The organism is Methylobacterium sp. CM6241 (assembly GCF_054817845.1).
In genome coordinates this window covers 2249424-2274920 of the sequence record NZ_CM139246.1, presented here as the reverse complement: position 1 = coordinate 2274920, position 25497 = coordinate 2249424, and the positions used below count along the sequence as shown (strand labels likewise).

Sequence of the window (25497 nt, the reverse complement as noted above, 5' to 3'; positions counted from 1 at the left end):
CTAACCCGATAGATGTGTGAGCACTTGCAGCATAGGTCTGCCCGTGCGCTCCGGGCCGAAGTGGTGGGTGTCGCCATGCGGACCGGCGCTCCCCTCTGCCAAGGTCTGCCTTCTGCCAAGAAAGGGTCCACGTCTCCATGAGCGCCTCCAGCACGATCTCCGTGGGCGACAACCAAGTCGAGCTTCCGATCAAGACGGGTACGATCGGACCTGACGTCATCGACATCGGCAAGCTTCACGCCAAAACCGGCATGTTCACCTTCGATCCGGGATTTACTTCCACCGCGTCCTGCGAATCGAAGATCACCTATATCGACGGCGATGCCGGCGTGCTCCTCTATCGCGGCTACCCGATCGAGCAGATCGCCGAACAGGGCGACTTCCTCGAGACGTGCTACCTGATGCTGTTCGGCGAATTGCCGACGCCCGCCCAGAAGGCGGATTTCGACTACCGGGTCACGCGCCACACCATGGTGCATGACCAGATGAACCGCTTCTTCCAGGGGTTCCGCCGCGACGCCCACCCGATGGCGATCATGGTGGCCTGCGTTGGCGCGCTCTCGGCCTTCTATCACGACTCGACCGACATCTCGGACGACAAGCAGCGGATGATCGCCAGCTTGCGCATGATCGCTAAGATGCCGACGCTCGCAGCGATGGCCTACAAGTATTCCATCGGTCAGCCGTTCGTCTATCCGAAGAACGACCTCGATTATACCTCGAACTTCCTGCGGATGTGCTTCGCGGTGCCGTGCGAAGAGTTCGTCGTCAACCCGATCTATGCGCGCGCGCTGGACCGGATCTTCATCCTCCACGCCGATCACGAGCAGAACGCCTCGACCTCCACCGTTCGTCTGGCCGGTTCCTCGGGCGCCAACCCCTTCGCCTGTATCGCCGCCGGCATCGCTTGCCTGTGGGGCCCCGCGCATGGCGGCGCCAACGAAGCAGCGCTCAAGATGCTGGAAGAGATCGGAACGCCCGACAACGTCGCGAAATACGTCGCCAAGGCCAAGGACAAGAACGACCCGTTCCGGCTCATGGGCTTCGGTCACCGCGTCTACAAGAACTACGATCCGCGCGCCCGCATCATGCAGAAGACCACGCATGAGGTGCTCAGCCAACTCGGCATCAAGGACGATCCGCTGCTCGAAGTCGCCGTGCAGCTCGAGCAGATCGCCCTGAAGGACGAGTACTTCATCGAGAAGAAGCTCTACCCGAACATCGATTTCTATTCCGGCATCACCCTCAAGGCGATGGGATTCCCGACCTCGATGTTCACGGTGCTCTTCGCCCTGGCTCGCACCACCGGGTGGATCGCTCAGTGGGCCGAAATGATCGAGGACCCCTCGCAGAAGATCGGCCGTCCGCGCCAGCTTTATATCGGACCGGACAAGCGCGAATACGTGCCCATCGGCCAGCGCGGCTGATACTTTCGTTCAGGCTGTCCGCCGTATTCGACCTCGCTTTCGAAGCGAACGTCACGGAGGGTCATGATCTTATGGATAAAGAAATGAATGAAGGTGGGGTGGCCGACAGGCTACCCCACCTTTTTTGTGCCCCTACCCGCGTCGTGAGCCGTCCGAAGAGCGAAGCCTGATCGATCTTCGATCGATCGGGCAAACAAAAAGGCCGCCCTCTTGGGCGGCCTTTTTTCGTCTCGGCGATGATCCGGTGGGATCAGCGCGAATAGAACTCGATCACGAGGTTCGGTTCCATCTGGACCGGGTAGGGAACCTCGGTGAGGCTCGGCACGCGGGTGACGCGAGCCGTCATCTTGGAGTGATCCACCTCGATGTAGTCCGGCACGTCACGCTCGGCGAGCTGCGAAGCCACGACGACGATCTCGAGCTGCTTCGAGGAATCCTTCACCTCGATCACGTCACCCGGCTTCACGAGGAAGCTGGCGATGTTCACGCGACGGCCATTCACCTTGACGTGGCCGTGGTTCACGAACTGACGGGCAGCGAACGGGGTCGGCACGAACTTGGCGCGGTACACGACCGCGTCGAGACGACGCTCCAGCAGGCCGATCAGGTTCTCGCTCGAATCGCCGCGCAGGCGGATCGCCTCGGCGTAGTAACGCCGGAACTGCTTCTCGGTGATGTTGGCGTAGTAGCCCTTGAGCTTCTGCTTGGCGCGAAGCTGCGTGCCGAAGTCGGACATCTTGCCCTTGCGGCGCTGGCCATGCTGGCCGGGGCCGTATTCGCGGCGATTGACGGGGCTCTTCGGGCGGCCCCAGATGTTCTGGCCCATACGGCGATCGAGCTTGTGCTTCGCCTGAATACGTTTTGACATCGCGGTTCCTCTCAGCGAGTGAGATTGGTCGAGGAACGCGCCCTCCTCTTTCCGAAGCGGCCCGGGGCCGAAGCGGAACGACAGAGCGGACATTGCCGCTCACGGGTGCGCTTGAAAAAGCTGCGGGGCCCCTCTCGGAGCCCCGTAACTCTGCGCTGCATAAGCGAGAGATGCCCGAGGGTCAATGCCGAGGCGGCAACACATCTATTGCAAGGCGAGCGGCATCATCTCCACGGCGACGTCGCCGACACCTCTTGCGTCGAGAGAGCGACGGAGGGAGGCCGTGATGCCCACACCGCTGGTGAAGGCCGTGAGTCCCGGGGGGATGTCGTCCAGGGGCTTACGACGGGATGGACCGAGAAGCTGTGTCACCCGGCGGGCGATGGCCGGCGCCGGGTCGATCCAGCTCACTTCCCATGGGGCAAGGCGCTGGAACCGCGCGAGCAGCAGCGGATAATGGGTGCAGGCGAGGCAGACCACATCCGTGCGCCGACCATCCTCTCCCTCGACGAAGCAGGGTGCGATTTCGGCGGCGAGCAGCGCGTCGTCGACAGGATGACCCGCAAGTTCGGCCTCGGCATAGGCCGCTAGATTCGGCGATCCGACGAGCGTGACCACGCAATCGCCCGCATAGGTCTCGATCAGGTCGTGGGTGTAGGGCCGCGCAACCGTCCCCGGCGTCGCCAGAAGAGTGATCCTGCGTGAACGCGTCGCTTCCGCCGCTGGCTTGATCGGTGGCACGACGCCCACGAAGGGGGTGGAGAAACCTGCCCGAAGAGCGGGAAGCACGAGGGTCGATGCGGTGTTGCACGCGATGACGATGAGGTCGGGCGCGTGGCGCGCGATCAGTCGCTCCATCACCGTCGTGACGCGGGCGACGAGGATGGTCTCCGAGAGGCGGCCATAGGGAAAAGCCGCATCGTCCGCCGCATAGACGTAACGCGCGTCGGGGCGGGCCCGCCGGACCTGTTCGAGAACCGTCAGGCCGCCGAGCCCCGAATCGAAGACGAGGATCGTCGGGGTCGGCCGGCTTTCGGCAACCAGGGCCGCTGTCATCGCTCCCGCCATCAGATCGATCCGCATACGAGCCTTGCCTGGACACAGTGCGTGGATGGCAGAGTGTCGGGCGACAGGGTTAAGGCCGTGTCACTGCGGCATGAAAAAGGCCCGGCATTTTCAGCGCTTGTGCGCCGCGGCGATGGGCGCAGACGAAGGGCCGTTGCCGAATGGCAGCGGAGCCATATTTCCGCATCATGGATGCGAGTGGAGTGATCGACATGGCAGCGACAGCGGCAATTCGCGAGACCTCGCACCATCAGGCGGACGGCGCAGCATTCCCGCCGCCTAACGTATCGGCGCGACCGGTGAATCGCGCAGCCTGGATCAGAGCCTTCCACGCAGTGCGCGACGAAACGGAACGCCGCGCCGCGCCGCTCTCGCCGGAGGACCAGCAGATCCAGTCCATGGCGGATGCCAGTCCGACGAAATGGCATCGGGCCCATACCACGTGGTTCTTCGAGCAATTTCTCCTGCGTGATCACGTCCCCGGCTACCGCATCTATGACGAGCGGCTGCACTACCTGTTCAATTCCTATTACGTCGCTGCCGGCCCCCGGCAGCCGCGAATCATGCGCGGCCTCATCACCCGCCCGACCGCCGACGAAGTCGCCGAATACCGTGCCCATGTGGACCGGGCAGTGGAAAGCCTCCTGTCGGATGCCACCGACGCGACCCTCGAGACCGTGTTGCCGATCCTCGAAATCGGCCTCTATCATGAGCAGCAGCATCAGGAATTGCTGCTCACGGACATTCTCCATGCCTTCGCGCAGAATCCGCTGAGCCCCGTCTACGATGCCGGATGGCGATTTCCCCGTCCGGTATCGCGCGGCGGAGCCGCCGAGCTGCGGGGTGGGGTAGCGAAGATCGGGCATGAGGGGGAAGGCTTCTCGTTCGACAACGAATCGCCGCGTCATGAGACTCTGATCCTGCCGTGCCGGATCGACAAAGGCCTCGTCACCAATGCGCAATGGCTCGCCTTCATTGAGGATGGCGGCTACGCGCGTCCCGAACTCTGGCTCTCGGATGGCTGGCTCGCGGTACAGGCGGAGGGCTGGGAGGCCCCTGGCTACTGGCAGCGCAACGATGCAGGGCAATGGTCGAGCATGACCTTTGCCGGGCAGGCAGGCATCGACCCAGCCTTGCCTGTCACCCATGTGAGCTATTTCGAGGCGGATGCCTTCGCCCGATGGGCAGGGCGCGACCTGCCAACCGAATTCGAATGGGAGATTGCCGCCAAGGAGGGCCTTCTCGACGACGCTTTCGGCCTCGTCTGGCAATGGACCCGCTCGGCCTATTTATCCTACCCGGGCTACAGGCCGGTCTCCGGTGCGCTCGGCGAATACAACGGCAAGTTCATGTCGAACCAGTTCGTTCTGCGCGGTTCCTCGGTGGCGACATCGGAAGGACATGCCCGCATCGGCTATCGCAACTTCTTCTATCCCCACCAGCGCTGGCAATTCACGGGACTGCGGCTGTCGAACTATCGCGACTGAGCATCGTTTCCCACACCCGCGTAACCCAGCGTCCTTTGGCGTCCTTCGGAGACTTGCCCGTGACCATCAATCCCGTCTTCACGGACGCCACACCCCTGTCCGCCGTCAGCCCGGAAGAACAATTCCGGGATGACGTCCTGGTCGGACTCACGGCGACGCAGAAATTCATTCCGGCGAAGTATTTCTACGACGAGGTCGGATCGGATTTGTTCGAGGCGATCACCCGGCAGCCGGAATATTACCCAACCCGAACAGAGATCGGTATTCTGGATGAATCGGGGCAGGACATCGCCTCGCTTCTTCCCCCGCGCGCGAACCTCGTGGAATTCGGCAGCGGCTCGACGGTGAAGGTTCGGCGTCTTCTCGTCCATCTGACTGATCTGGCGGCCTACGTGCCGGTGGACGTTTCCGAAAGCTTCCTAAGGAGCGAGGCCGAGACTCTGTCTCGCGATTTCCCTCGGCTGTCGATCCAACCGGTGGCCGCGGATTTCACCCGGCCCTTCACTCTCCCCCACGGGCTTTCCAACGGCGCCGTGGCGGGGTTCTTTCCGGGCTCGACAATCGGAAATTTCGAGCCGCCCCAAGCGGCCCATCTCCTCGCCCATTTCGGGAGGGTTCTAGGTCGCGGGGCATCTCTCGTCGTCGGCGTCGATCTCGTGAAAGACAAGTCCGTGCTGGACGCGGCCTATGACGATGAGGCGGGAGTGACGGCGCGGTTCAACCTCAATCTGCTTCATCGGATCAATCGCGAACTCGGCGCCGACTTCGACCCGTCAGCTTTCGCCCACCGGGCCTACTTCGCCCCGGAGGCTTCGCGGATCGAGATGCATCTCGTCAGCCTGCGCGCCCAGCAGGTATCGCTAGCGGGCCGCCGGTTCGGCTTCTCGGAGGGAGAAACGATCCATACCGAGAACAGCTACAAGTACACGGTCGACGGCTTCCGCCACCTCGCCAGCCAAGCCGGATGGAACGTGGCCAAGAGCTGGACCGACGGCGAGCGCCTGTTCTCGGTCCATGCCCTGACACGCGGATAAGGATCAGGCTTTTTTCTCGAGCATCTGCTTGACCTGCATCAGCTGGTCCCAGACGGTCCCAGGAGTGGTGCCGAGCACGTCGAAACCGGCACTGATGCCCCAATAGATCCCGTAGCAGATGATCGGAACGAGGATCCAACCCAGGATTTCCTCGCCCCGGCGACGGCGCATGCGCCGGCGTCGACGCTCTTCTCGGCGGGTCAGTTTCTGGGGGCGGGCCGCGACATGCGTGCCTTGGCTGGAGAGTGGCGTCAGGGGGCCCTCTTGCAGATCGCTCATGGATACTCCCCTGTTGTCGCGAGTGGCTATGACAATCACAGGCTCGATGCTCCTGGCGACGATCTGAACCGTCGCCGGACACCTGAACCTGTCATGTCGCTCGGCGAGCCCCCTCGCAGGATTCACGACCGGACGGGCGCCTATGCACCCATTCGAACGCGGTTGCTAACGACCGATCATGCCCATGTCGACCACGGGACCGACGTTTTCGTGGCACGATACGAAGTCTCAATCGTCCAACCCGGTGGGGCAGGCCCATTTGTGTATGGCATAACGCAGAAGGGGCGCGTCTTCCGTTGAGGAAGACGCGCCCCTTCTGACCGATGCCTCGGGCGATCAGGCTCGAACGAGAGGAACCTTAGGAACGGTGCGGACGCCGCCCGAACCGCCGGGACCGCCCTTGTCGTCCTTCTTCGCCTCGTCCTTCTTCCGCGGAGCAGCCTTCGCCCGGCTACGCTTGCGCTTGCTGCCACCGGCGTCGGTGACGTCCTTTTCCGGCTTGGGCGTCACCGGGCCGGCCGGGAACTCGAAGGCCAGTGCATCCTTCTGCGTCAGCGCCTCGCCATCCTCGGCCTTTTTCAGCACCACCCTGACTGCGCCACCATCCTTGAGACGTCCGAAAAGCACCTCGTCGGCGAGTGGAGTCTTGATCGTGGTCTGGATCAGGCGTGCCATGGGCCGCGCGCCCATCGCCTCGTCGTAGCCATTCTCGGTCAGCCACTCGCGTGCTTCGTCGGACAACTCGATCGTGACGTTGCGGTCGGCGAGCTGGGCCTCGAGCTGAAGCACGAACTTGTCGACGACTTTGGCCACCACGTCCTTCGGCAGATGTCCGAAGGAGATGATCGAGTCGAGGCGATTCCGGAATTCGGGCGCGAAGAGCTTGTTGATCGCCTCCACGTCGTCTCCCGTGCGCTTGGTCTGAGTGAAGCCATAGGCGGACTTCGCCATGTCAGACGCACCCGCATTCGTCGTCATGATGATGATGACATTGCGGAAATCGACCTGCTTGCCGTTGTGATCGGTGAGCTTGCCGTGATCCATCACCTGCAACAGGATGTTGAACAGGTCGGGATGAGCCTTCTCGATTTCGTCCAGCAGCAGCACGCAATGCGGATGCTGGTCGATCCCGTCCGTGAGCAGCCCGCCTTGGTCGAAGCCGACATAGCCGGGCGGTGCGCCGATCAGGCGGCTCACCGTATGCCGCTCCATGTATTCCGACATGTCGAAGCGGATCATCTCGATGCCGAGCGATGAAGCCAGCTGCTTGGCCGCCTCCGTCTTGCCGACGCCGGTTGGGCCGGCAAACAGGTAGGAACCGATCGGCTTGTCGGGGTCACGCAGACCGGCACGGGCCAGCTTGATCGCCGAAGTCAGCGCCTCGATGGCATTCGACTGGCCGTAGACGACGCGCTTCAGGTTCTCGGTGAGGTTCTTCAGAACCACCGCGTCGTCCTTGGAGACGGTCTTTGCCGGGATGCGGGCCATCGTGGCGATGGTCGCCTCGATCTCCTTGACGCCGATGGTCCGCTTGCGCCGGGCTTCCGGCACCAGCATCTGCGAGGCGCCGGTCTCGTCGATCACGTCGATCGCCTTGTCCGGCAGCTTACGGTCGTTGATGTAGCGCGCCGAGAGTTCCACGGCCGCCTTCACGGCCTCGGTCGTGTACTTGAGTTTGTGGAACTCCTCGAAATAGGGCTTGAGCCCCTTCACGATCTCGATAGCGTCCGGGATCGATGGCTCGTTCACGTCGATCTTCTGGAACCGGCGCACCAGGGCACGGTCCTTCTCGAAGTACTGGCGGTACTCCTTGTAGGTGGTCGAGCCGATGCACCGAAGCGAGCCGTTGGCGAGAGCCGGCTTGAGGAGGTTCGATGCGTCCATCGCGCCGCCGGACGTCGCACCGGCGCCGATGACCGTATGAATTTCATCGATGAACAGCACCGCGTTCGGATGCGCCTCGATTTCCTTCATCACCTGCTTGAGGCGCTCCTCGAAGTCGCCGCGATAGCGCGTGCCGGCGAGCAGCGTCCCCATGTCGAGGGAGAACACCGTCGCATCGATCAGGACTTCCGGGACTTCCTTGTTGATGATCTTGCGCGCCAATCCCTCGGCGATGGCAGTCTTGCCCACGCCCGGGTCGCCCACGAGCAGAGGATTGTTCTTCTGCCGGCGGCAAAGGATCTGGATGGTACGCTGGACCTCGCTCTCACGTCCGATCAGCGGATCGATCCGGCCATCCCGGGCCTTCTTGTTGAGGTTGACGCAATAGGCGTCCAGAGCGTCCCCCTTCTTCTTCGTCCGGTTCTCGGCTTCGTCGCCGCTCGGGCGCTCGGACGAGGGCTCCTCTTCCGCACCGCGAACCGGCTTCGCCTCCGAAGCGCCCGGGCGCTTGGCGATGCCGTGGCTGATGTAATTGACCGCGTCGTAGCGGGTCATGTCCTGCTCCTGCAGGAAATAGGCGGCATGGCTTTCGCGCTCGGCGAAGATCGCCACGAGCACGTTGGCCCCGGTCACCTCTTCCCGACCGGATGATTGGACATGAATGACCGCGCGCTGGATGACCCGCTGGAAGCCCGCCGTCGGCTTGGCATCCTGCCGGCCATCGCCGATCAGGTTGGCGAGTTCGGTATCCACATACTCGACCAGGCTGCGTTTCAGCGTGTCGACCTCGACGTTACAGGCGCGCATGACGGCTGCGGCATCCTGGTCGTCCACCAGGGCGAGGAGCAGGTGCTCCAGCGTCGCGTATTCGTGCCGGCGCTCGCCGGCGAGCGCCAGGGCGCGGTGGAGAGCTTGTTCTAGGCTGCGAGAGAAGCTGGGCAAAAGCGGGTCCTCGTGTGGGGTGCCTATTTTTTTTCCATGACGCACTGGAGAGGATGTTGGTGTTTACGCGCGAAGTCCATGACCTGCGTCACCTTGGTCTCCGCCACTTCGTACGTAAAGATCCCGCACTCGCCGACGCCGTTCTGATGCACGTGCATCATGATCTGGTAGGCATCGGCCTGTGATTTATTGAAGAACTTCTCGACCACGTGCACGACGAATTCCATCGGCGTGTAATCGTCGTTGAGCAGGAGGACGCGGTACAGGCTCGGCCGTTTGGTCTTGGGCTTGGTGCGCGTGATGATCGCCGTCCCCGAGCGACCGTCGTCGGTGCCACCCGGTCCGAGGGGATCAGCGGCGCGCGGCACCGTAGGAATGGCAGAATTCGCGCCATCACGTCCGATGGTCGCGGCGAAACTGCCGTGATCCATGACGGAAGAGACCAGAAGACAACGCATCGGGTCGTCGAACATCGGAATAGCATCGACCCCATTTGTGGCAGCGGAGTCCGGACGCGGATATGTAAGAACCGACCGGTTTCCCGACTGCACGCTGGCGCGGCGCACCTGCTTCTCGTCCAATCTATAGGCCGTTTCCCGACTTCGCCAGTCGCCTGCGCGCACTTGTCCGGTCGCTCGACGCCACGGATGCCTACCGCCGGGCGGACATCGCCCGGGCCCGGCGCCGGAAGGTGCCGTGGCGCACGAAAAAGGGCGACCGAGCCGTCGCTCGATCGCCCTATGGAATAGCTTTTTCGGTCTCTCGGGCGCTGGTGCCGGGGGATCTCAGTTGGTGGCGGGAAGCTTGATCTTCGTCAGGCCCTCGAGCGGCTTGCCGATTTCCTTGGCGAGCTCGGCATACAGGCCGCCGACGAGCTTCGCTTGAGCGACCATGCGCTCGTAGGACGCCTTCATGAACTCGGCCTGGATTTCCATGGCGCTCTGAGGGGTCTTCGCCTCGGCCAGCTTCTTCATGGTGGCGGTGCCATGCTCGAACGACTGCTTGGTGTAATCGGCCATCTCGGTTCCGACGGTCTGGTTCGTCCGCGCCACCAGCGACACGTTCTTCATCACCGAGTCGATGCCGGATTTGTCGAAAGCGGGGATCTTGTCGAAAAGCTGACTGGTCATGGGATGCGAGATACCCTTTCGGGCATTCCTCTGGGGCCGGGTGTCGACAAGGCCGGTTCCCCGACCCGCGGAAGCGACCAATGCCGTCTCTATGTGCGATGCAACATGGAACGTCAAGATCATGCTGCATCGCAGCAAAAACGGTCAAATCAATCGCTAGGCATTAACCGGGCCGTAACCGCGTCGACCTAGCCTGATTGACAGATGTTGCGAGGTCACGGCGGCACGTTCGCCGGCTTTGCAGTGATGATGCAGTGCAAGCCGATCTCACGATCGGTTGTCGAGGACACCCCGTCGCGATGCGTAGCGTTCCGAGTCGCTCCCGGACGACCCATGGACTGCCGGCCCTCATTGCGGCCGCAGCCGTTCTCACGGCCATCGCCTCGCCCGCCGACGCGCGTCGTGGGCACCATCACCGGGGCGGCGGCGGGGGCTACAACCCACCCTACGCCGCCATGGTGATCGACGTGAAGACCGGCCGTACCCTGCATGCGGTCAACGAGGATTCCCTCCGGCATCCGGCATCGATCACCAAGGTGATGACGCTCTACATGCTGTTCGAGCAACTCGAGCGCGGCCGCTTCAACCTCGATTCGCCGCTGACAATCTCCGCCTTCGCAGCCTCCCAATCCCCGTCCAAGCTCGGGCTCCGGCCTGGCTCGACGATCGAGGTCGAGGACGCGATCAAGGCCATCGTCACGAAATCCGCCAACGACGTGGCTTGCGCCATCGGCGAGAACATCGCCGGCTCCGAGCCGAAATTCGCCGAGATGATGACCCGCAAGGCGCAGGCCCTGGGCATGACCAGGACCAACTACGCCAATGCCTCGGGTCTACCGGATGCGGACCAGATCACCACGGCACGCGATCTGACCATCCTCGCCCGCGCGATCCAGGACCGGTTTCCGCGCTACTACAAATATTTCCAGACCCGCTCCTTCGCCTTCCGTGGCCGGGTCATCGGCAACCACAACCGCCTCCTCGGCAATGTCGAGGGCGTCGACGGTATCAAAACCGGCTACACCCGCGATTCGGGCTTCAACCTGATGACCGCCGCCAAGTCCGACGACCGCCAGATCGTTGCGATCGTGCTCGGCGGAAAGTCGGGCGCCAGTCGCGACCGGATCATGGCCGATCTCGTCCGGGCGAACCTGCCCCGGGCCTATGCCGGCAACCGGCAGACCCCGGCCGTGACGGAAGTCGCCGAGCGTGGCCGTCCCGCCGTGGTCGCGGACGCCACGTCGCGGACCCGCACGCAGGTCGCCTCGGCCGATGACGAGGACGTGGAGGTCGAGACCACCGCTTCGACCCAGCCCCTCGACATCAGCCCGCGCCAGACAACCACGCCCGGAAGCGCCGGCGCCAAGTGGCGGAGCGGCGCCCTCCCGGCCTCGGCTCAGGCCTATGCCCCGAGCAGCGCGCCCGCCGCGTTCCCGGGAGCCAAAACCTCGCCCAGCGGCAAGTCCGACGCCCGCCTCGCATCGGTCGACGGCGCTCGGTCCGACCCCGCACCGAAGGCAGCATCCACGAGCCGCGTCACGCCCACCGCCTGGGTGATCCAGCTCGGGGCCATGGACGACGAAGACAAGGCCAAATCCATGCTATCCGAGGCTCGCAGCCGGGCCGGCAGCGCGCTCTCCAAGGCATCACCTTACACCGTGCGGGTCGATCACGGCGGCGCCACCCTTTACCGGGCGCGGTTCTCCGGCTTCAGCGAACAGGAAGCCGCCCAGGATGCCTGCTCGACCCTGAAGCGCAACGGCTTCAACTGCTTCGCCACGCGAAGCTGAACTCCACCAACGCGACGGTTTCCCCCTTCAGGAGGCCGAACCCGTCCTGACAACGGCGACGACGCCCTTCGCGTCTTCGTCGAACCCCGACGGCTGTTCGCCGGTCGGGTCTGATCGAGCATTTTTCTGGCAACGCGCGTGGAGTATCAGCGATGTCGGCTCACAAGCCTGTCTCGGGCCGCGTTGATACGCGAAGCCCCCTCGACCGTTCCGCCCTGGTCGGGATGCCACCGTTTCATCAGCGTCCGATGAGCCGTGCGGATCTGCTGCAGGGTCGCCCCGCTCTGAAGCCCCAGGATCTGGTGAGCCTCCTCCTGCGTCATCGACCCTGGATCCGGCGGACGGCGCGACCGCGCGTTGGCATCTCTCTCAGCGTCTACACGCCCGGCGGTCGTCCTGCCGTCGAGATACGTCTGTAAGCGGCGGGCGGCGATGCGATCCACCTTGCGGCAGACCGCGAAGATCTGCATCAGCGCCGCATCCGGAAGCTGTGACAGGCGACGCCCGGCATAGGGACCGATCTGAACGATCCCGTCAGCGGTCCGTCCGTCCGGCATCACCTCGAACAGTACGATCGTGGGCCGTGCGACCGCAACACGCCCGACCAGTCCGCGCAGCCGGACGACGAGGGCATCGACACCGTCGAGAAACCAGAACGCGATGCCTCCGAACAGGATCGCGAGTTCGACCCGTCCGCGAATTGCCGCCACAGCCGCCAGGGCGAGCAAGACATAGCCTCCGCTGCGTCTCACGACACGCGGCGTGATCAGGCGCCGCAAGCGCCGAACGAGTTGGGGCTTCGCGTTCTTCGCGTACCACCACAGGACGAACAGGGCCGCGAGGGCGGCGAGGATCGTCATCGGCGGATGTCGTGATCGAGTGAGACCCGTCCGCCGATCCGGATCTGGACGTCGCCAATCCGGTGCGAACCATTCAGCGAGCCGGCCCGCTCAGTAATACGGTCCGGGCAACGCTCACGAGACGGCGGGCGAACTCCCTCGGGAGCGTCGCCGGGACATAAGCGCCGCGCCCTGTCGCTCGCTTCGGCCGGCATCGTGCCGAGCGCCAGCGCGACGCAGACGAGGGATCGGGACAGGCTGGCCTTCGTCGTCATTGCGTGTCTTGCGTGTTCTCGTGCGGCGCGGTTCCGTCCCTACTGCACCGGAAACGGCCGATGTGACAGCCCGAACCGGGAAAGCCTTATTGCCGCGTCTCTGCGACATCCGCCGTGGTGACAGTCACCTTGCGGATGCGCCCGTCCCGCTCAACAGCGAGCTCGATGGACTTGCCGATCCCCGCCGCTTCCATTGCCGCGGTGAGGTCGGCCAGGCGGTGCACGGGCTGGCCGGCCGCTCCGACGATGATGTCGCCTATCATGCCGGTCTGAACGTCGACGCCACGCAAGCCGGCTTCGGCGGCCGGCGATCCGCGCAGAACCCGCAGGACCACGACACCGTCGATCCCGAGGCGCGCGGCGGTGGCCTCCTGCCCGGCGATGATGCCGATACCCGGATTGCGGGTGCGTCCGTTGCGGATGAGTTCAGGGACGACCCGGTTCACGACATCCACGGGAATCGCGAAACCGATGCCGGCGCTGGCACCGGAGGGAGAGTAGATCGCCGTGTTGACGCCCACGAGGCGTCCGGCGGAATCGAGGAGTGGCCCGCCCGAATTGCCGGGATTGATCGCGGCGTCGGTCTGGATGACGCCGGACAGCTCCCTCCCCTCCCCCGTCGGGAGGCGGCGGCGAAGCGCGCTGATGACACCCGTCGTCAGGGTATGGTCGAGACCGAATGGATTCCCGATGGCGAAGGCCGATTGCCCGACCTTGAGATCCGCCGAGGTACCAATGGCGAGGGGCGGCGGAACGGCGCCGGTGCCGCCGAGGCGAAGTACGGCGAGATCGTAGCTCGGCGCAGTGCCGACGATCGTCGCCGGACGGACTTCACCCGAGGAAAGACGGACGGACACCGACCCGCCCCGCTGGGCAGCCGATGCGACCACGTGATTGTTGGTGACCACATGCCCTGCGCCATCCCAGACGAAGCCCGTACCCGTCTGCGCACCGGTGCCGCCTTCGCCCTCCTCGGCGTCGGGGCTCATCAGGGAGCGCCCCTGTGCGGCGGCCTGGGCGAAGACATGCACGACCGATGGGCTCGCACGCTCGAACAACGTCGCGGTGGACACTTCCGCTTGGGCCAGATCCCCCCGCGCCGTGATGGCCCGCGGGGTTTCGGCCGAGAACAGGAGGGCCGCCACATAGGGCTGCCCGACATAGAGGGCCATGAGCACCAGGGCCGCCGTGATCGCGATGCGGCCAAAGCGGTCCGACATGTCACATCCCTTTCACAGCTTTGGAAAAATTCTGGACTGCGTCTGTCGCATTAACTGGTCGGTCACGCATCTCCGTTCAACTGTTTTGACGGGCGGCACGATCCGGGTGCGCAGGCACACGGTTCCGCCCCAACGTTCAAGCTACAACTACGACAAGCACTGCCACTCCCAACTCTTCATCATAAAAAGAGGGCGTCCCAGAGCAGCGGCTTCAAGCTTTGTGTCCAAAACATGATGCTTAAGGCAGGGGATAAAGGATCGGGTCTGCCATACTCATCATGGCAATGCCTAAATTGATCGCAAAGCTGCCCTAGAGATGCTTCCATTCTCACGGAAACACATCCCGCGCTGGCTGCACCGAGTGCTGGTTCAGTCGCACAGACCCGCGGGGAATGACCCTCTCAGGTTCAAGGAAACATTGTTATGGAAACCGAAGCCCTCGAACGTCCTGCCGATCTGACGATCTGGCGGACCACTCCCGTCCCGGCGCCGCTGGCCCAGCCTGCGCGCTACGGCACCCTTCGCGAGGCGATCGAGGCCGCCGCAGGCGCCCTGACCGACCCGGCAAAGCAGCCATGGATCATCACGGAAGAAGGCGAAATTCTCTCGCCGAACTGGATCCGCACCTATCTCAACTAATCCGCTACGGCTTCCGTCAGCCTACTGACGAGCTCTTCAAGACCCAGCCGCCGGCGCGGAACCGACCGCGCCGCGCAGCGGGCGTAACGATGATGTAGCAAGTCGGACCCGCCTGTCCGATGCATGCGTCATCCTTTGCGGGCTACCCGACCCATCCTACGGCATGGCCTGCCTCGACGCGGGCAATCATCCGGCCCTGTCACCGATGGTGATTGGGGCTCAGACCTGCCGGTCCACGACCGCACCTTGGCCTTCGGGAAGAACGGCCTTCTGCTGATCGGCGGATTGCTGCAACATCTGGGAAATGGCCCGGTCGCTCTCGCCTTGCTTGCGTATGAAAGTCGTCTGCATCGACTCTCGCGTCGCAGCCGTCTGGTTCGACACGATCGACTGTGCAAGGCCGGCGATGGAATCACTCATGAACGGGGTTCCTCATGGCTCGAACGAGCATAGCCCGTTCGATCTTGCCAAACCTTGAAGAAGGCCGATCGCTATTATCTCGAATTTCTCCGCTCGATCCCGCCGTGTCGATAAATCTCCGGTTTGTTCACGAGGGTGACCAGCACGTAGGAAATGATCATCAGCAAATACCAGGCACCCAGTTTCTGCCAGGAAACCATCGCCCAGGTCGATGTCTGGTTCGGATAGAGCCAGACCCGCGTCCCCGTGCCGATATTCTCGGCAAACCAGATGAACAGTGCGACGAGCAGGAAGCCCAGGAGAAGCGGCATTCTCCGGTGCACCCGCCAGACTTTGAAATGCACCCAGGTTCGGCCGAACAACACGGCCGTTGCCGCGAACAACCCGAGGCGGATGTCCATCGCGTAGTGATGGGTGAAGAAGTTCATGTAGATCGCCGCGGCCAGCAGGAGCGTCACGCCGGTGCCGGGATGATGGGCGAAGCGGAAGTCGAACAGGCGCCACACCCGGGCGATGTAGGAGCCGATGCTCGCATACATGAAGCCGGTGAAGAGCGGCACACCCGCAATGCGGAGCAGACTGGCCTCCGGATAGATCCATGACCCGACGGCAGTCTTGAAGATCTCCATCACCGTCCCGACCACATGGAAGAGCGCAATCACTTTCGCCTCCTCCCAGGTCTCCATGCGCAGGGCGAGAAGCGCTATCTGTATCGCAACCGCCGACAGCGTGAGAAAATCGTACCGACTGATCGCCGCATGCGGCGGATAGAGCAGGTAGCTCGCGATGAGCAGGGCGCAGAGCAAACCGCGAACAGGCACGCCCACCCCTGCTTGATGCCGAACCTCAGGAATTCGTAGAGTCCCGCCGCGAAAGGTCCCCGCCCCAGGGCCCATGCACCGAGACGTGCCTCGATGCCGGCGAACCGGGCGATGGGCGGCCAGGTGCGGACGGCGCTTTGGGTCGGGATGTCTGTCACGTTAGCGGTTCCGGCAGTGGCGCAGCCCGCCTTAGCGTAGCCGAGGGTGAAGCTCGACCTTATCGATAGCGCGGGAGGGCAATCGCTTGCCGATGCGGACGACCGAGCAAGACGCCGATTGGGAATCGGAGCGTGTGCGACGCGATCTGGCCCGCTTGCAGAAGCTCTTGGCCCGGCGTCGGTTTCGCGCCATCGCCATGCGCGTGTTTCGAGGCGTTCTTGGTAGCGGCACCAGCTTCGCGGCGCTGATCAAGCTGAAGCTTGCCGGCTCGCTCGTGCTGAAGGGCGGTCTCGCCCTCCTCGTCGGGCTCAGCCTCGCCTGGCCGATCGTATTTGGAATCCTGCTTGCCCTGGCTTTCGTCGTCCTGGCGATCGTCGGAATCATGGAGGGTGAAACCCCCAACTGCCCGGACACGTGCTGGGAGGCCTCGAAGCGACGCGACAGGCTGCGCGAACTGATCGACGAACGCATCGAGTGGCTCAAAAGCCGATCAGGAGGCGCCGAGAACTGAACGATGCCGCAGTCTGAGGCTGTGCCGGAAGCCCGCCTCCGCGGAGTTGGGATCGCGGTTCATCCTCAAAATGAATTTGAGAGGGATAGCCCGAAGCCGGTGCTTCACTATAATGCTTCGCCATACGCCGCCGCACGAGTTCGATCACATGACGTCCCGTATCCCTGATTTCGCGAACGTCCCCTACGCGGCAGATGCCTTCACGGCGCCCGTGCCGCCGGCAGGCGAGCCCTGGATGACGCCGGAAGGCATCCCGGTGAAGGGCGTCTATGGGCCGGAGGATCGCGAGGGGATCGAGTTTCTGCACACGTATCCCGGTGTCGCGCCTTATCTGCGCGGCCCCTACCCGACGATGTACGTGACGCAGCCCTGGACGATCCGGCAATATGCCGGCTTCTCCACGGCTGAGGATTCGAACGCCTTTTATCGGCGCAACCTCGCGGCCGGACAGAAGGGCCTGTCGGTGGCCTTCGATCTCGCCACCCACCGGGGCTACGATTCCGATCACCCGCGCGTCTCGGGCGATGTCGGCATGGCCGGCGTGGCGATCGATTCGATCTACGACATGCGGACGTTGTTCTCGGGCATCCCGCTGGACGAGATGACCGTCTCGATGACGATGAACGGCGCGGTGCTGCCGATCCTGGCGCTCTACATCGTGGCGGCCGAGGAACAGGGCGTGCCGCCGGAGAAGCTCGCCGGCACGATCCAGAACGACATCCTCAAGGAGTTCATGGTCCGCAACACCTACATCTACCCGCCGGCGGGTTCGATGCGGATCATCGGCGACATCTTCGCCTACACGTCGGCTCACATGCCGAAATTCAACTCGATCTCGATCTCCGGCTACCACATGCAGGAAGCCGGTGCGACGAACGACCTCGAACTCGCCTACACGCTCGCCGACGGCGTCGAGTACATCAAGGCCGGTCTCGCGGCCGGGCTGACCATCGACAAGTTCGCACCCCGCCTGTCGTTCTTCTGGGCCATTTCCACCAACTTCTTCATGGAAATCGCCAAGATGCGGGCCGCGCGCCTGATCTGGGCCAAGCTCGTGAAGGAGTTCGAGCCGAAGACCGACAAGTCCCTGCCCCTGCGCACTCACAGCCAGACGAGCGGCTGGTCGCTGACCGCCCAGGACGTGTTCAACAACGTCACCCGCACCTGCATCGAGGCGATGGCCGCAACGCAGGGCGGGACGCAATCGCTCCACACCAACGCCCTCGATGAGGCGCTAGCGCTGCCCACCGACTTCTCGGCGCGCATCGCCCGCAACACCCAGCTCTTCCTGCAGCAGGAGAGCGGCACGACGCGGATCGTCGATCCGTGGGGCGGCTCCTACTATGTCGAGAAGCTGACCCAGGACATCGTTGCCCGCGCCTGGGAGCATCTCCGCGAAGTCGAGGAACTGGGCGGGATGGCCAAGGCCATCGAGGCCGGCATCCCCAAACTGCGCATCGAGGAAGCGGCGGCCCGCGCCCAGGCGCGGATCGATTCCGGCCGCCAGACCATCGTCGGCGTCAACAAATTCAAGCCAGAGGATGACCGCGCCATCGAGCTGATGCGCGTCGACAACGGCAATGTCCGCATGCTCCAGATCGACAAGCTCAAGAGGCTGCGTGCCGAGCGCAACCAGGCCGACGTCGATGCGGCCCTTGCGGCACTGACCGCAGCCGCCCAAGGAGAGGGCAATCTCCTGGCGCTAGGTGTCGAGGCTGCCCGCGCGAAGGCCACGGTCGGAGAGATTTCCGACGCGCTGGAAAAGGCCTGGGGCCGGCATCGGGCGGAGATCCGCTCGATATCGGGCGTCTACAAGCGAGAGGTGGGTGGCATGTCGCCGGTGGTCGAGACCGTTCGTCAGCTCGTGGAGACCTTCGAGGAGAATGACGGGCGGCGCCCGCGCATCCTCGTCGCGAAAATGGGCCAGGACGGGCATGACCGAGGTCAGAAGGTGATCGCCTCGGCCTTCGCCGATCTCGGCTTCGACGTGGATATCGGACCCCTCTTCGCAACTCCCGCCGAAGCCGCGCGTCAGGCTGTGGAGAACGACGTCCACATCGTCGGTGTGTCGTCCCTGGCCGCCGGCCACCTGACGCTGGTGCCCGAATTGAAGGCAGCCCTCACCGAACAAGGCCGGGGCGACGTCATGATCGTGATTGGTGGGGTCATCCCCCCGGGTGATTATCCCGCCCTCCATGCCGCTGGCGCATCTGCGATTTTTCCACCCGGCACGGTCATTGCTGACGCTGCGGTGAAATTGATCGAAGAACTCAACGGAAGGCTCGGTTACAGCGCGCGTCAGGCCGCCGAATAGCGCATTCATGTTACACGACCGTAGTGCAAGAGATCGGCTTCGACGCTGGCCTCAAGCGCTTGCCTAATGCATTTATCGTTTTTGCCGCATTTTTCATCCCACGCCGGGTTGGTTGCGGCGCATCAAAATTGTATTTCGCGGCAACGTACTGAACTGAAATTGTGAGTTGACGCCGATGGCCTCAGGATTTTTCCCTCTCATCCATCCGGTCATCCTCTGCGGAGGCTCCGGTACGCGCCTCTGGCCTGCTTCCCGCGAGAGCATGCCGAAGCAGTTCACTCCGCTCGTGAACGCGGACAGTTCGACCTTCCAGGACACGGCCCGTCGGGTCACCGACGGAACCGCCTTCTCGCGGCCGACGATCATCACAAGCAGTGAAGCCCGCTTCATCGTGGCGGAACAACTTCTGCAGGCCGAGGTCCAAGCCGACATCGTGCTCGAGCCGGAGCGTCGCGATTCCGCCGCGGCCGTTGCGGTAGCCGCCCTCCATGCCGCCCGCCGCGACCCGGAGGCCGTGGTGATGATCCTGGCGGCCGACCATGTCATCGGTGACACCGCGGCCTTCGTCGAGGCTGCACGCGCCGCCGCGGTTGGTGCGCAGGCGGGCCGCATCATGACCCTCGGAATCGAGCCGACCGCTCCATCCACCGCCTATGGCTATATCCGCAAGGGCGCGCCCATCGACGGCGTAGAGGGTGCCTATGATGTCGGGCGCTTCGTGGAGAAGCCCAATCGTCATGGCGCGGAAAGCCTGATCGCCGACGGGGCCCTGTGGAACAGCGGGTACTTCCTGTTCCGGGCCGACGTCATGCTGGCCGAACTCGAGACCTATGTCCCGGAGATCCTGGCCGCGACACGCACGGCCCTCGACAAGGCGACGAGCGATCTCGATTTCCTGCGCCTGGATTCCGCCGCCTTCGCCAGCGCGCCGAAGACCTCCATCGATTACGCGGTGATGGAGCGGACCGATCGCGCCGGAGTCCTGCCGGTCTCCTTCCCCTGGTCCGATGTCGGCACCTGGGATGCGGTCTGGGACGTCCTGCCTCGTGATGCGTTGGGCAATGCCGTGCGCGGCCGCGTGGAACTCGTCGAAACCCGGGGCAGCCTGATCCATAGCGAGGGCGAGCACCTCACTGCGGTGGTCGGCGTCGACGACATCGTCGTCGTCTCGACCCCGGATGCCGTACTCGTCACCTCGAAGGCCAAGGCCGGGCTCGTCAAGGAGCTGGTCACGCAGCTGCGCGAGAAAGCCCATCCGGAGGCGGATGCCCATCGCCGGATGTTTCGCCCCTGGGGCTGGTATCAGCGCATCGATATCGGCGAGCGTTTCCAGGTGAAGCGCATCATGGTGACGCCGGGCGGGCGGCTCTCACTGCAGAAGCACTTCCACCGTGCCGAGCATTGGGTCGTGGTGCGCGGTACCGCCGAGGTCACCGTGGATGACCGTGTCGTTCTGGTTCACGAGAACGAGGCGGTCTACCTGCCCATCGGATCAATGCATCGCCTCACCAACCCGGGCAAGATCCCCCTCGAACTCATCGAGGTCCAGGTCGGATCCTATACCGGCGAGGACGACATCATCCGCGTCGAGGACATCTACGGGCGTTAAAACGAGAGACGGTCGGGCTCAGGCGGCCACAGGCCGCTCGGCCCGGCCGCGATAGGACAGGGCCTCGGCGAGATGGATGCGGCGTACCCGCTCCTCCCCGTCGAGGTCCGCCAGGGTGCGCGCCACGCGCAGGACGCGGTGAAAGCCTCGAGCCGAAAGGCGCATGGTTTCCGCCGCGTCGCGGATCAACGCCGTACCGTCGGCATCCGGCGCGGCCATCTCTTCGATCATCGGAGCCGGACACGTAGCGTTGGTGACGACGCCGGTGAGCCCCTGCGCGGTGAAGCGCTCAGTCTGCAGTGCCCGGGCGACTGCGACCCGCGCCGCCGTTTCGGCCGAGCCTTCGGCGGGAGGCGGAAGGATCAGATCGGCCGCCGTGACTGCCCCCACCTCGATTCGCAGGTCGATCCGGTCGAGGAGCGGCCCGGAGATACGGGCGCCATATTGCGCGACACAACGCTCGTTGGGTCCACGTCGACAGGCATAGCCCGGCTCGAGGGCCTGACCGCAGCGACACGGATTCATCGCGGCGATCAGCTGGAACCGCGCCGGATAGGTCACCCGGTGATTGGCGCGCGCGATCATGACCTCTCCGGTCTCCATCGGCTGGCGCAGGGAATCGAGCACCTGGGGCGTGAATTCCGGTATTCGGGCGCAAACGCCACAGGAATTACCCAACCCTCACAGCCACTTACCGATTTTGGTTCGGGAGGTCGGTCATGAGGTGGGGAAGCTTTGCGCTGGCGGCGGTAGCGTGGGTAGCGATCAGCACCCCTTCTGCGGCCATTCCTTTAGTCGACGCCCTGCCAAGAGCCGGAAGCGTTCGACAGGTACATTTCTGTTCCCATAAGGCCGCTGTCGAGGCGATGGGGCGTCGTGTCTGGAGCAAAGATATTGAAGAAGTAACGAGTCTGGTGCCGTCCGGTGGGATCAGAGGGGAAGGTGTAGGATATGCAGCAACTCAGGTACGTGCCGTCACCGATGATTTGATCGGGAGGCACGAACTTCTCTCGCGAAGAAGTTGCCGTTTGTCCATAGCTGTCGATTTTGGAGCTTCCGTCTGGGAAGCAACGCCTTTGCAACAACGTTCTGCCCCTGGACCGATCGTCATCAGAGGCGCGGAACCCCTCGCAGATATCGTTATGCTCCTCGTAGGGGATTCGCCCCTCATCTCCGAAAAGAATGACTGTTTGTACGTCAATTTCAATTGCCGGAACATCGCTTTCATTCTGCAAAATTACTTGGAGCCTGAGCTGCGATACGCCATCAATATGAGTAAATCTGTTTTTAGGGTCGATGCTGAACTCCGCGGTAACCCATGCCCGATTGGTGGCTATCAGAGTGTCACGGCCGATAATTACTGCGTCCCTAGAGGCATGAGCGGCTTCGGCAGAGATGCGCAGAGATTCCCTCATGTCCGCGGATTGCTGTGCATAGACGCGCTCAGACAGCCCGCGTTGTTCTTCGCCGGCCTTCCAAAGTTTGATAGTGGAGTTGTTGAGCCGGGCCGTGTAGTAGACGAGAGCAAGAGTAAACAGAGCAATTATGCTGTCCGAGAAGTTGATCTTACGCTCAAAAGACGGGGGCCAGAATTGGGCTCCTTCTTCTGCGCTTTGTTGTGTTTGATCTGTTCCTTCCCTGCCATCTTTCGTGGAGATACCTTGGCTTTGAGAGGCAGCCGGCTCCGAGGGCTTGCTTGGCGGATTATGGGGTGGACTCTTGCCATTGAGGGCACCGTCGGATTTCTCCTCGGTCTTGACCCATGGAGCCTGTACCGGCTTTTCTGAGGGCTTCTCTGTCGCAGACAGTAACGGTTCGGCGAATGCGCCGGACCCGAGTAGGCACAGGCCAAACGCTACACAAAGACGTCTCATACACAGCCCTGCCACTCTTTAATGCGAAGCGACAGTCGATCCGATTGCAACGCGAGTCGCAAGGACAACCTTAAAGTTCGGCCAACTCCGCGAGCTGGATGCCCTCAACTTCCAATGCGGCGAGGCATGCAAACAGGAATGTCGCGGCGAACGTCCCCCGCTTGAGCTTCATCGTGATTGAGGCTTCGGTTTCCTCAAACCCATGGTCCTTCAATCGCTCCACGAGCCCGGTGTAGGTGACGCCGTTCTCCTTCATCTTCGCCTTCAGGAAGGCGCTCGCGCGGGCCTGCCATTCGGCCTCCGTCTTCGCTATTTGCATCGTCCGACCTATCATTTATGTGAGCTATCAAAACCGATAGAAACTCCTTGACGAGGTGTCAAAGCTCTCATATTCGTTAGCTATCAAATTCGATAGGTAACGACCGTGGCTCAGCACTTCCTTCTCTCCTCCCGCGCTAAGACGCTGAGCCTCGCCAAGGTCATGCGCATGAGCGATGCGGACGCTGAGCAGACCTTCCGCTTGGTGCGTTGGCCTGAGACGAACGGCGAGCCAGTGTGCTGCCACTGCGGTGGCGTGAACGCCTACGATTGCCGCCGTCCGAACGGTGCGCCGCGCTTCCGCTGCCGCGCCTGCCGAAAGGACTTCTCCATCACCTCAGGCACGCTGTTCGCCTCGCACAAGCTCCCGCTGCGCGGCTACCTCGCCGCCATCGCGATCTTCGTCAACGAGGTGAAGGGTAAGAGCGCCCTGGCCCTCACACGCGATCTTGGCGTGTCCTACAAGTGCGCCTTCGTCCTGCTTCACAAGCTCCGCGAAGCCATGGCCGTCGAGTTGAAGGGCCGCGTCGTCGGCGGCGAGGGTAAGACGGTCGAGGTCGATGGCGGCTACTTCGGCGGGTACATCAAGCCCGCCAATCACAAGGCGAACCGGGTCGACCGTCGCCTTGCCAAGAACCAAAACGGCAAGCGCGAGTGCGTCGTGATCGTCCGCGAGCGCGGCGGCAACTCCGTCCCTGCCGTATTCCTTACCGAGGGCGCGGCCCTCAACTTCATCAAGGCTCGCGTCGCCAAGGGCACCGTCATTCAGGCCGACGAGGCCGCTTCATGGGACGCGCTTCACGCCCAGTACGAGGTCAAGCGCATCAATCACCGCGAAGCCTACAGCGAGGACGGCGCCTGCACGAACATGGCCGAGGAGTACTTCTCGCGCCTGCGTCGCGCCGAGCAGGGCCATCACCACCACATCGCTGGCGTCTATCTCCTCCGATACGCACAGGAGGCTTCATGGCGCGAGGATCACCGCCGCGAGGCGAACGGGGCTCAGTACGAGCGGATTGCCGGTCTGGCGATGAAGCGCGGCCCGTCCGTTGACTTCTGCGGCTACTGGCAGCGCCATAAGGTTGCCTGACCGTACGGCGATTGAACGGACATACGTTTTTATCACCGCTCTGGCTTAACAATTTTATCAGCTAAGCGATCAAACGAAGCCCAAGATTCCACTTGAGTGTGTCCCGGCATGAGTATTAGTGATTGTGCTTACAGCCTCATGTCGATAACAGACTCAAAAAAATGGCTGTTATCAGGAAACACCCGAGAACATAAAGATGCCGAACGCCGAAGACTTCGCGCTTTCATTTCATTCGTGGGCGAAAGAAAATGGCTATCTAGCCAATGATATGTTTGACTCGCCAGGGCACAGAGTGCCGCTATCGGCGGTATTTCCACAAAATCGCGATATTGTTGATATTCCAGCTACTGATATATTGATTAGCCGTATCCAGATATCTGCTGTATTTCATGATAACGAACGGAATACCGTAACAATTTGCACCAGAGGTGCTATTCCACTTTATCGTGCTAAAGCGATGCCCGAGAGTGCCGAAGACGTTTCGATCCGTTGGATTGGATCCTGTAGTATTCAGAGCAACCCACCGCCGACGCCTCCGACAACGCCAATAACCCAGCGATCCTATCGGCATAACGGATTGGTCGCATGCGGTAGTTCCGTCCACCCCGCATCTATCCATGGTGCGGGTACGTTCGGCTGCCTCGTTCGCGATCCAGCCGGGACGATTTATGGAATGTCGAACAACCATGTGACGGGGGGATGCAATCATATGGAAGAGGGGATGCCCATCTTGACCCCAGCGGCGCTTGATGCCTCCTCAGAAGCTAGCCACCCAGTTCCAGAGACCCTCGGAAGGCATGCGCGCTCGATCCCCCTCAGAAGCGGGGATTTGCGTATCGTGCCAGCTCAAACGCACGACGCAGCAATTTTCACAATCTTAGATCCGTCCCGAGTGACGTCGATGCAGGGCGATGGGGCCTATGACACCCCGGCCCAAATCTTTTCGCCTCACTCTGGTGTTCGTGTGAAAAAAATTGGGCGATCAACGGGTCAGACGACAGGAAGCGTGCTCGGGACACAATCGGCTCCTGTTGCGTTCCCATATAACTCGGATCGCTTTCGTGCTCATGTCTACATCGGCGGCGGCTTGGCTATTGAAGGCGATAACGGCCAACCATTTTCGGGGCCTGGCGACAGCGGCTCGTTAGTCGTAACCGAAGATGGGCAGTATGCTGTTGGGTTAATTATGGGTAGCATGGGGCATCTTTCGTTAGCCCTACCTATTGATCCGACGTTAACGGAGTTGGGAGTAAGCCTCGTATCGGGATATTCGGTGTGATCCATGTCAGACGTTAAGAATATCGGAGCGGAACTCCTTGACCACCTCGGCTTAAAGCCGTGGCAGGCTATGGCTATTCAGGATAAGATTTCCGCTCCGGCGTTTATCAAGGTTTTTGTTTTTGATCCCAGTGTTGATGTCGCTAGCTTTTCGAGTGTGTCTACCTGGCACAGTGTTCCTGTGACATTTGAAAAGTCTGCTCCTCCCCTGCTTCATTAAATTT

23 protein-coding genes and 2 pseudogenes are annotated in these 25497 nt (G+C 62.7%); 11 read left to right on the top strand and 14 right to left on the bottom strand.

Going from position 1 to position 25497, the window contains the following annotated elements; genetic code table 11:
* Positions 1-137 precede the first annotated feature (137 nt).
* The gene (gene gltA, locus ACYQR9_RS10530; RefSeq protein ID WP_056430927.1) at positions 138-1427 is read left to right on the top strand and encodes a citrate synthase; all 1290 of its coding nucleotides are present in this window, start codon (positions 138-140) and stop codon (positions 1425-1427) included.
* Positions 1428-1677: 250 nt separating this feature from the next.
* Here gltA and rpsD read toward each other — a convergent pair whose 3' ends face one another.
* Entirely contained in the window at positions 1678-2295 is a 618-nt protein-coding gene (gene rpsD, locus ACYQR9_RS10525) for a 30S ribosomal protein S4 (RefSeq protein ID WP_056430930.1), read from the bottom strand.
* A gap of 204 nt (positions 2296-2499) precedes the next feature.
* The gene (murI, locus tag ACYQR9_RS10520) at positions 2500-3378 is read right to left on the bottom strand and encodes a glutamate racemase (protein ID WP_461229532.1); all 879 of its coding nucleotides are present in this window, start codon (positions 3376-3378) and stop codon (positions 2500-2502) included.
* Between the two features lie 194 nt (positions 3379-3572).
* Between murI and egtB the strand changes: the two genes are divergently transcribed.
* Positions 3573-4847 carry an ergothioneine biosynthesis protein EgtB gene (egtB, locus tag ACYQR9_RS10515; protein WP_461229531.1) on the top strand — a complete coding sequence of 425 codons (1275 nt, stop codon included), beginning with the start codon at positions 3573-3575 and terminating at the stop codon, positions 4845-4847.
* 59 nt (positions 4848-4906) lie between these two features.
* On the top strand, positions 4907-5881 hold the full coding sequence (gene egtD, locus ACYQR9_RS10510; RefSeq protein WP_461229530.1) for an L-histidine N(alpha)-methyltransferase: 975 nt from the start codon (positions 4907-4909) through the stop codon (positions 5879-5881).
* 3 nt (positions 5882-5884) lie between these two features.
* On the opposite strand, the gene ACYQR9_RS10505 is transcribed toward egtD, so the two are convergent.
* From ACYQR9_RS10505 to ACYQR9_RS10490, 4 genes are all read right to left on the bottom strand, one after another.
* The gene (locus ACYQR9_RS10505; protein ID WP_056430939.1) at positions 5885-6160 is read right to left on the bottom strand and encodes a hypothetical protein; all 276 of its coding nucleotides are present in this window, start codon (positions 6158-6160) and stop codon (positions 5885-5887) included.
* 336 nt (positions 6161-6496) lie between these two features.
* On the bottom strand, positions 6497-8986 hold the full coding sequence (gene clpA, locus ACYQR9_RS10500) for an ATP-dependent Clp protease ATP-binding subunit ClpA (protein ID WP_461229529.1): 2490 nt from the start codon (positions 8984-8986) through the stop codon (positions 6497-6499).
* A 23-nt stretch (positions 8987-9009) separates the two neighbouring features.
* Positions 9010-9417, bottom strand: a complete 408-nt coding sequence (gene clpS, locus ACYQR9_RS10495) for an ATP-dependent Clp protease adapter ClpS (protein ID WP_461229773.1) — start codon at positions 9415-9417, stop codon at positions 9010-9012.
* Positions 9418-9771: 354 nt separating this feature from the next.
* Positions 9772-10116 (bottom strand): phasin family protein, encoded by a 345-nt coding sequence (locus ACYQR9_RS10490; protein WP_056430945.1) that lies wholly within the window; start codon positions 10114-10116, stop codon positions 9772-9774.
* A 299-nt stretch (positions 10117-10415) separates the two neighbouring features.
* Between ACYQR9_RS10490 and ACYQR9_RS10485 the strand changes: the two genes are divergently transcribed.
* Complete coding sequence (locus ACYQR9_RS10485) at positions 10416-11906, top strand: D-alanyl-D-alanine carboxypeptidase (protein ID WP_207412809.1); 1491 nt, start codon at positions 10416-10418, stop codon at positions 11904-11906.
* 146 nt (positions 11907-12052) lie between these two features.
* Here ACYQR9_RS10485 and ACYQR9_RS10480 read toward each other — a convergent pair whose 3' ends face one another.
* The 3 genes from ACYQR9_RS10480 to ACYQR9_RS10470 form a co-directional block, all read right to left on the bottom strand.
* Positions 12053-12766 carry a J domain-containing protein gene (locus ACYQR9_RS10480; protein WP_461229528.1) on the bottom strand — a complete coding sequence of 238 codons (714 nt, stop codon included), beginning with the start codon at positions 12764-12766 and terminating at the stop codon, positions 12053-12055.
* Complete coding sequence (locus ACYQR9_RS10475) at positions 12763-13020, bottom strand: hypothetical protein (RefSeq protein ID WP_461229527.1); 258 nt, start codon at positions 13018-13020, stop codon at positions 12763-12765. Before ACYQR9_RS10475 ends, ACYQR9_RS10480 begins: the two co-directional genes overlap by 4 nt.
* Before the next feature lie 86 nt (positions 13021-13106).
* Positions 13107-14240: a S1C family serine protease gene (locus ACYQR9_RS10470; RefSeq protein WP_461229526.1), complete on the bottom strand. Its 1134-nt coding sequence runs from the start codon at positions 14238-14240 to the stop codon at positions 13107-13109.
* A gap of 423 nt (positions 14241-14663) precedes the next feature.
* On the opposite strand from ACYQR9_RS10470, the gene ACYQR9_RS10465 reads away from it, so the two are divergent.
* A complete protein-coding gene (locus ACYQR9_RS10465; protein WP_018044781.1) occupies positions 14664-14879 on the top strand; it encodes a hypothetical protein in 216 nt (71 codons plus the stop codon).
* Between the two features lie 219 nt (positions 14880-15098).
* On the opposite strand, the gene ACYQR9_RS10460 is transcribed toward ACYQR9_RS10465, so the two are convergent.
* Both ACYQR9_RS10460 and ACYQR9_RS10455 read right to left on the bottom strand, forming a co-directional pair.
* Positions 15099-15299 (bottom strand): hypothetical protein, encoded by a 201-nt coding sequence (locus ACYQR9_RS10460; RefSeq protein ID WP_056430960.1) that lies wholly within the window; start codon positions 15297-15299, stop codon positions 15099-15101.
* 74 nt (positions 15300-15373) lie between these two features.
* Positions 15374-16278: pseudogene (locus ACYQR9_RS10455) on the bottom strand (DUF817 domain-containing protein).
* Between the two features lie 92 nt (positions 16279-16370).
* Here ACYQR9_RS10455 and ACYQR9_RS10450 point away from each other — a divergent pair.
* The 3 genes from ACYQR9_RS10450 (at position 16371) to ACYQR9_RS10440 (ending at position 20713) form a co-directional block, all read left to right on the top strand.
* Positions 16371-16790, top strand: a complete 420-nt coding sequence (locus ACYQR9_RS10450) for a hypothetical protein (RefSeq protein WP_461229525.1) — start codon at positions 16371-16373, stop codon at positions 16788-16790.
* Between the two features lie 148 nt (positions 16791-16938).
* On the top strand, positions 16939-19104 hold the full coding sequence (gene scpA / locus ACYQR9_RS10445) for a methylmalonyl-CoA mutase (RefSeq protein ID WP_461229524.1): 2166 nt from the start codon (positions 16939-16941) through the stop codon (positions 19102-19104).
* A gap of 175 nt (positions 19105-19279) precedes the next feature.
* Positions 19280-20713, top strand: coding sequence for a mannose-1-phosphate guanylyltransferase/mannose-6-phosphate isomerase (locus tag ACYQR9_RS10440; protein ID WP_207412804.1), 1434 nt, complete (start codon positions 19280-19282; stop codon positions 20711-20713).
* Between the two features lie 18 nt (positions 20714-20731).
* On the opposite strand, the pseudogene ACYQR9_RS10435 reads toward ACYQR9_RS10440, so the two are convergent.
* The 3 genes and pseudogenes from ACYQR9_RS10435 to ACYQR9_RS10425 all read right to left on the bottom strand — a co-directional run.
* Positions 20732-21361, bottom strand: a pseudogene (locus tag ACYQR9_RS10435) (ATP-binding protein); the annotation flags it as partial.
* A 143-nt stretch (positions 21362-21504) separates the two neighbouring features.
* Positions 21505-22587 (bottom strand): hypothetical protein, encoded by a 1083-nt coding sequence (locus ACYQR9_RS10430; protein WP_461229523.1) that lies wholly within the window; start codon positions 22585-22587, stop codon positions 21505-21507.
* A 70-nt stretch (positions 22588-22657) separates the two neighbouring features.
* A complete protein-coding gene (locus ACYQR9_RS10425) occupies positions 22658-22906 on the bottom strand; it encodes a DUF6471 domain-containing protein (RefSeq protein ID WP_461229522.1) in 249 nt (82 codons plus the stop codon).
* 105 nt (positions 22907-23011) lie between these two features.
* Here ACYQR9_RS10425 and ACYQR9_RS10420 point away from each other — a divergent pair, with 105 nt between their 5' ends.
* The 3 genes from ACYQR9_RS10420 to ACYQR9_RS10410 all read left to right on the top strand — a co-directional run bounded on the left by ACYQR9_RS10420 (position 23012) and on the right by ACYQR9_RS10410 (position 25493).
* On the top strand, positions 23012-23995 hold the full coding sequence (locus tag ACYQR9_RS10420; protein ID WP_461229521.1) for an IS1595 family transposase: 984 nt from the start codon (positions 23012-23014) through the stop codon (positions 23993-23995).
* A gap of 196 nt (positions 23996-24191) precedes the next feature.
* Positions 24192-25274 carry a hypothetical protein gene (locus ACYQR9_RS10415; protein WP_461229520.1) on the top strand — a complete coding sequence of 361 codons (1083 nt, stop codon included), beginning with the start codon at positions 24192-24194 and terminating at the stop codon, positions 25272-25274.
* Positions 25275-25277: 3 nt separating this feature from the next.
* The gene (locus tag ACYQR9_RS10410; RefSeq protein ID WP_461229519.1) at positions 25278-25493 is read left to right on the top strand and encodes a hypothetical protein; all 216 of its coding nucleotides are present in this window, start codon (positions 25278-25280) and stop codon (positions 25491-25493) included.
* Positions 25494-25497 lie beyond the last annotated feature (4 nt).

What these genes read in the sequence shown, in the direction of transcription:
- gltA (WP_056430927.1), top strand. Translation starts at nt 138, where the DNA reads ATGAGCGCCTCCAGCACGATCTCCGTGGGCGACAACCAAGTCGAGCTT.
- rpsD (WP_056430930.1), bottom strand. Translation starts at nt 2,295, where the DNA reads ATGTCAAAACGTATTCAGGCGAAGCACAAGCTCGATCGCCGTATGGGC.
- murI (WP_461229532.1), bottom strand. Translation starts at nt 3,378, where the DNA reads ATGCGGATCGATCTGATGGCGGGAGCGATGACAGCGGCCCTGGTTGCC.
- egtB (WP_461229531.1), top strand. Translation starts at nt 3,573, where the DNA reads ATGGCAGCGACAGCGGCAATTCGCGAGACCTCGCACCATCAGGCGGAC.
- ACYQR9_RS10505 (WP_056430939.1), bottom strand. Translation starts at nt 6,160, where the DNA reads ATGAGCGATCTGCAAGAGGGCCCCCTGACGCCACTCTCCAGCCAAGGC.
- clpS (WP_461229773.1), bottom strand. Translation starts at nt 9,417, where the DNA reads ATGGATCACGGCAGTTTCGCCGCGACCATCGGACGTGATGGCGCGAAT.
- ACYQR9_RS10490 (WP_056430945.1), bottom strand. Translation starts at nt 10,116, where the DNA reads ATGACCAGTCAGCTTTTCGACAAGATCCCCGCTTTCGACAAATCCGGC.
- ACYQR9_RS10485 (WP_207412809.1), top strand. Translation starts at nt 10,416, where the DNA reads ATGCGTAGCGTTCCGAGTCGCTCCCGGACGACCCATGGACTGCCGGCC.
- ACYQR9_RS10480 (WP_461229528.1), bottom strand. Translation starts at nt 12,766, where the DNA reads ATGACGATCCTCGCCGCCCTCGCGGCCCTGTTCGTCCTGTGGTGGTAC.
- ACYQR9_RS10475 (WP_461229527.1), bottom strand. Translation starts at nt 13,020, where the DNA reads ATGACGACGAAGGCCAGCCTGTCCCGATCCCTCGTCTGCGTCGCGCTG.
- ACYQR9_RS10470 (WP_461229526.1), bottom strand. Translation starts at nt 14,240, where the DNA reads ATGTCGGACCGCTTTGGCCGCATCGCGATCACGGCGGCCCTGGTGCTC.
- ACYQR9_RS10465 (WP_018044781.1), top strand. Translation starts at nt 14,664, where the DNA reads ATGGAAACCGAAGCCCTCGAACGTCCTGCCGATCTGACGATCTGGCGG.
- ACYQR9_RS10460 (WP_056430960.1), bottom strand. Translation starts at nt 15,299, where the DNA reads ATGAGTGATTCCATCGCCGGCCTTGCACAGTCGATCGTGTCGAACCAG.
- ACYQR9_RS10450 (WP_461229525.1), top strand. Translation starts at nt 16,371, where the DNA reads ATGCGGACGACCGAGCAAGACGCCGATTGGGAATCGGAGCGTGTGCGA.
- scpA (WP_461229524.1), top strand. Translation starts at nt 16,939, where the DNA reads ATGACGTCCCGTATCCCTGATTTCGCGAACGTCCCCTACGCGGCAGAT.
- ACYQR9_RS10440 (WP_207412804.1), top strand. Translation starts at nt 19,280, where the DNA reads ATGGCCTCAGGATTTTTCCCTCTCATCCATCCGGTCATCCTCTGCGGA.
- ACYQR9_RS10430 (WP_461229523.1), bottom strand. Translation starts at nt 22,587, where the DNA reads ATGAGACGTCTTTGTGTAGCGTTTGGCCTGTGCCTACTCGGGTCCGGC.
- ACYQR9_RS10425 (WP_461229522.1), bottom strand. Translation starts at nt 22,906, where the DNA reads ATGCAAATAGCGAAGACGGAGGCCGAATGGCAGGCCCGCGCGAGCGCC.
- ACYQR9_RS10415 (WP_461229520.1), top strand. Translation starts at nt 24,192, where the DNA reads ATGCCGAACGCCGAAGACTTCGCGCTTTCATTTCATTCGTGGGCGAAA.
- ACYQR9_RS10410 (WP_461229519.1), top strand. Translation starts at nt 25,278, where the DNA reads ATGTCAGACGTTAAGAATATCGGAGCGGAACTCCTTGACCACCTCGGC.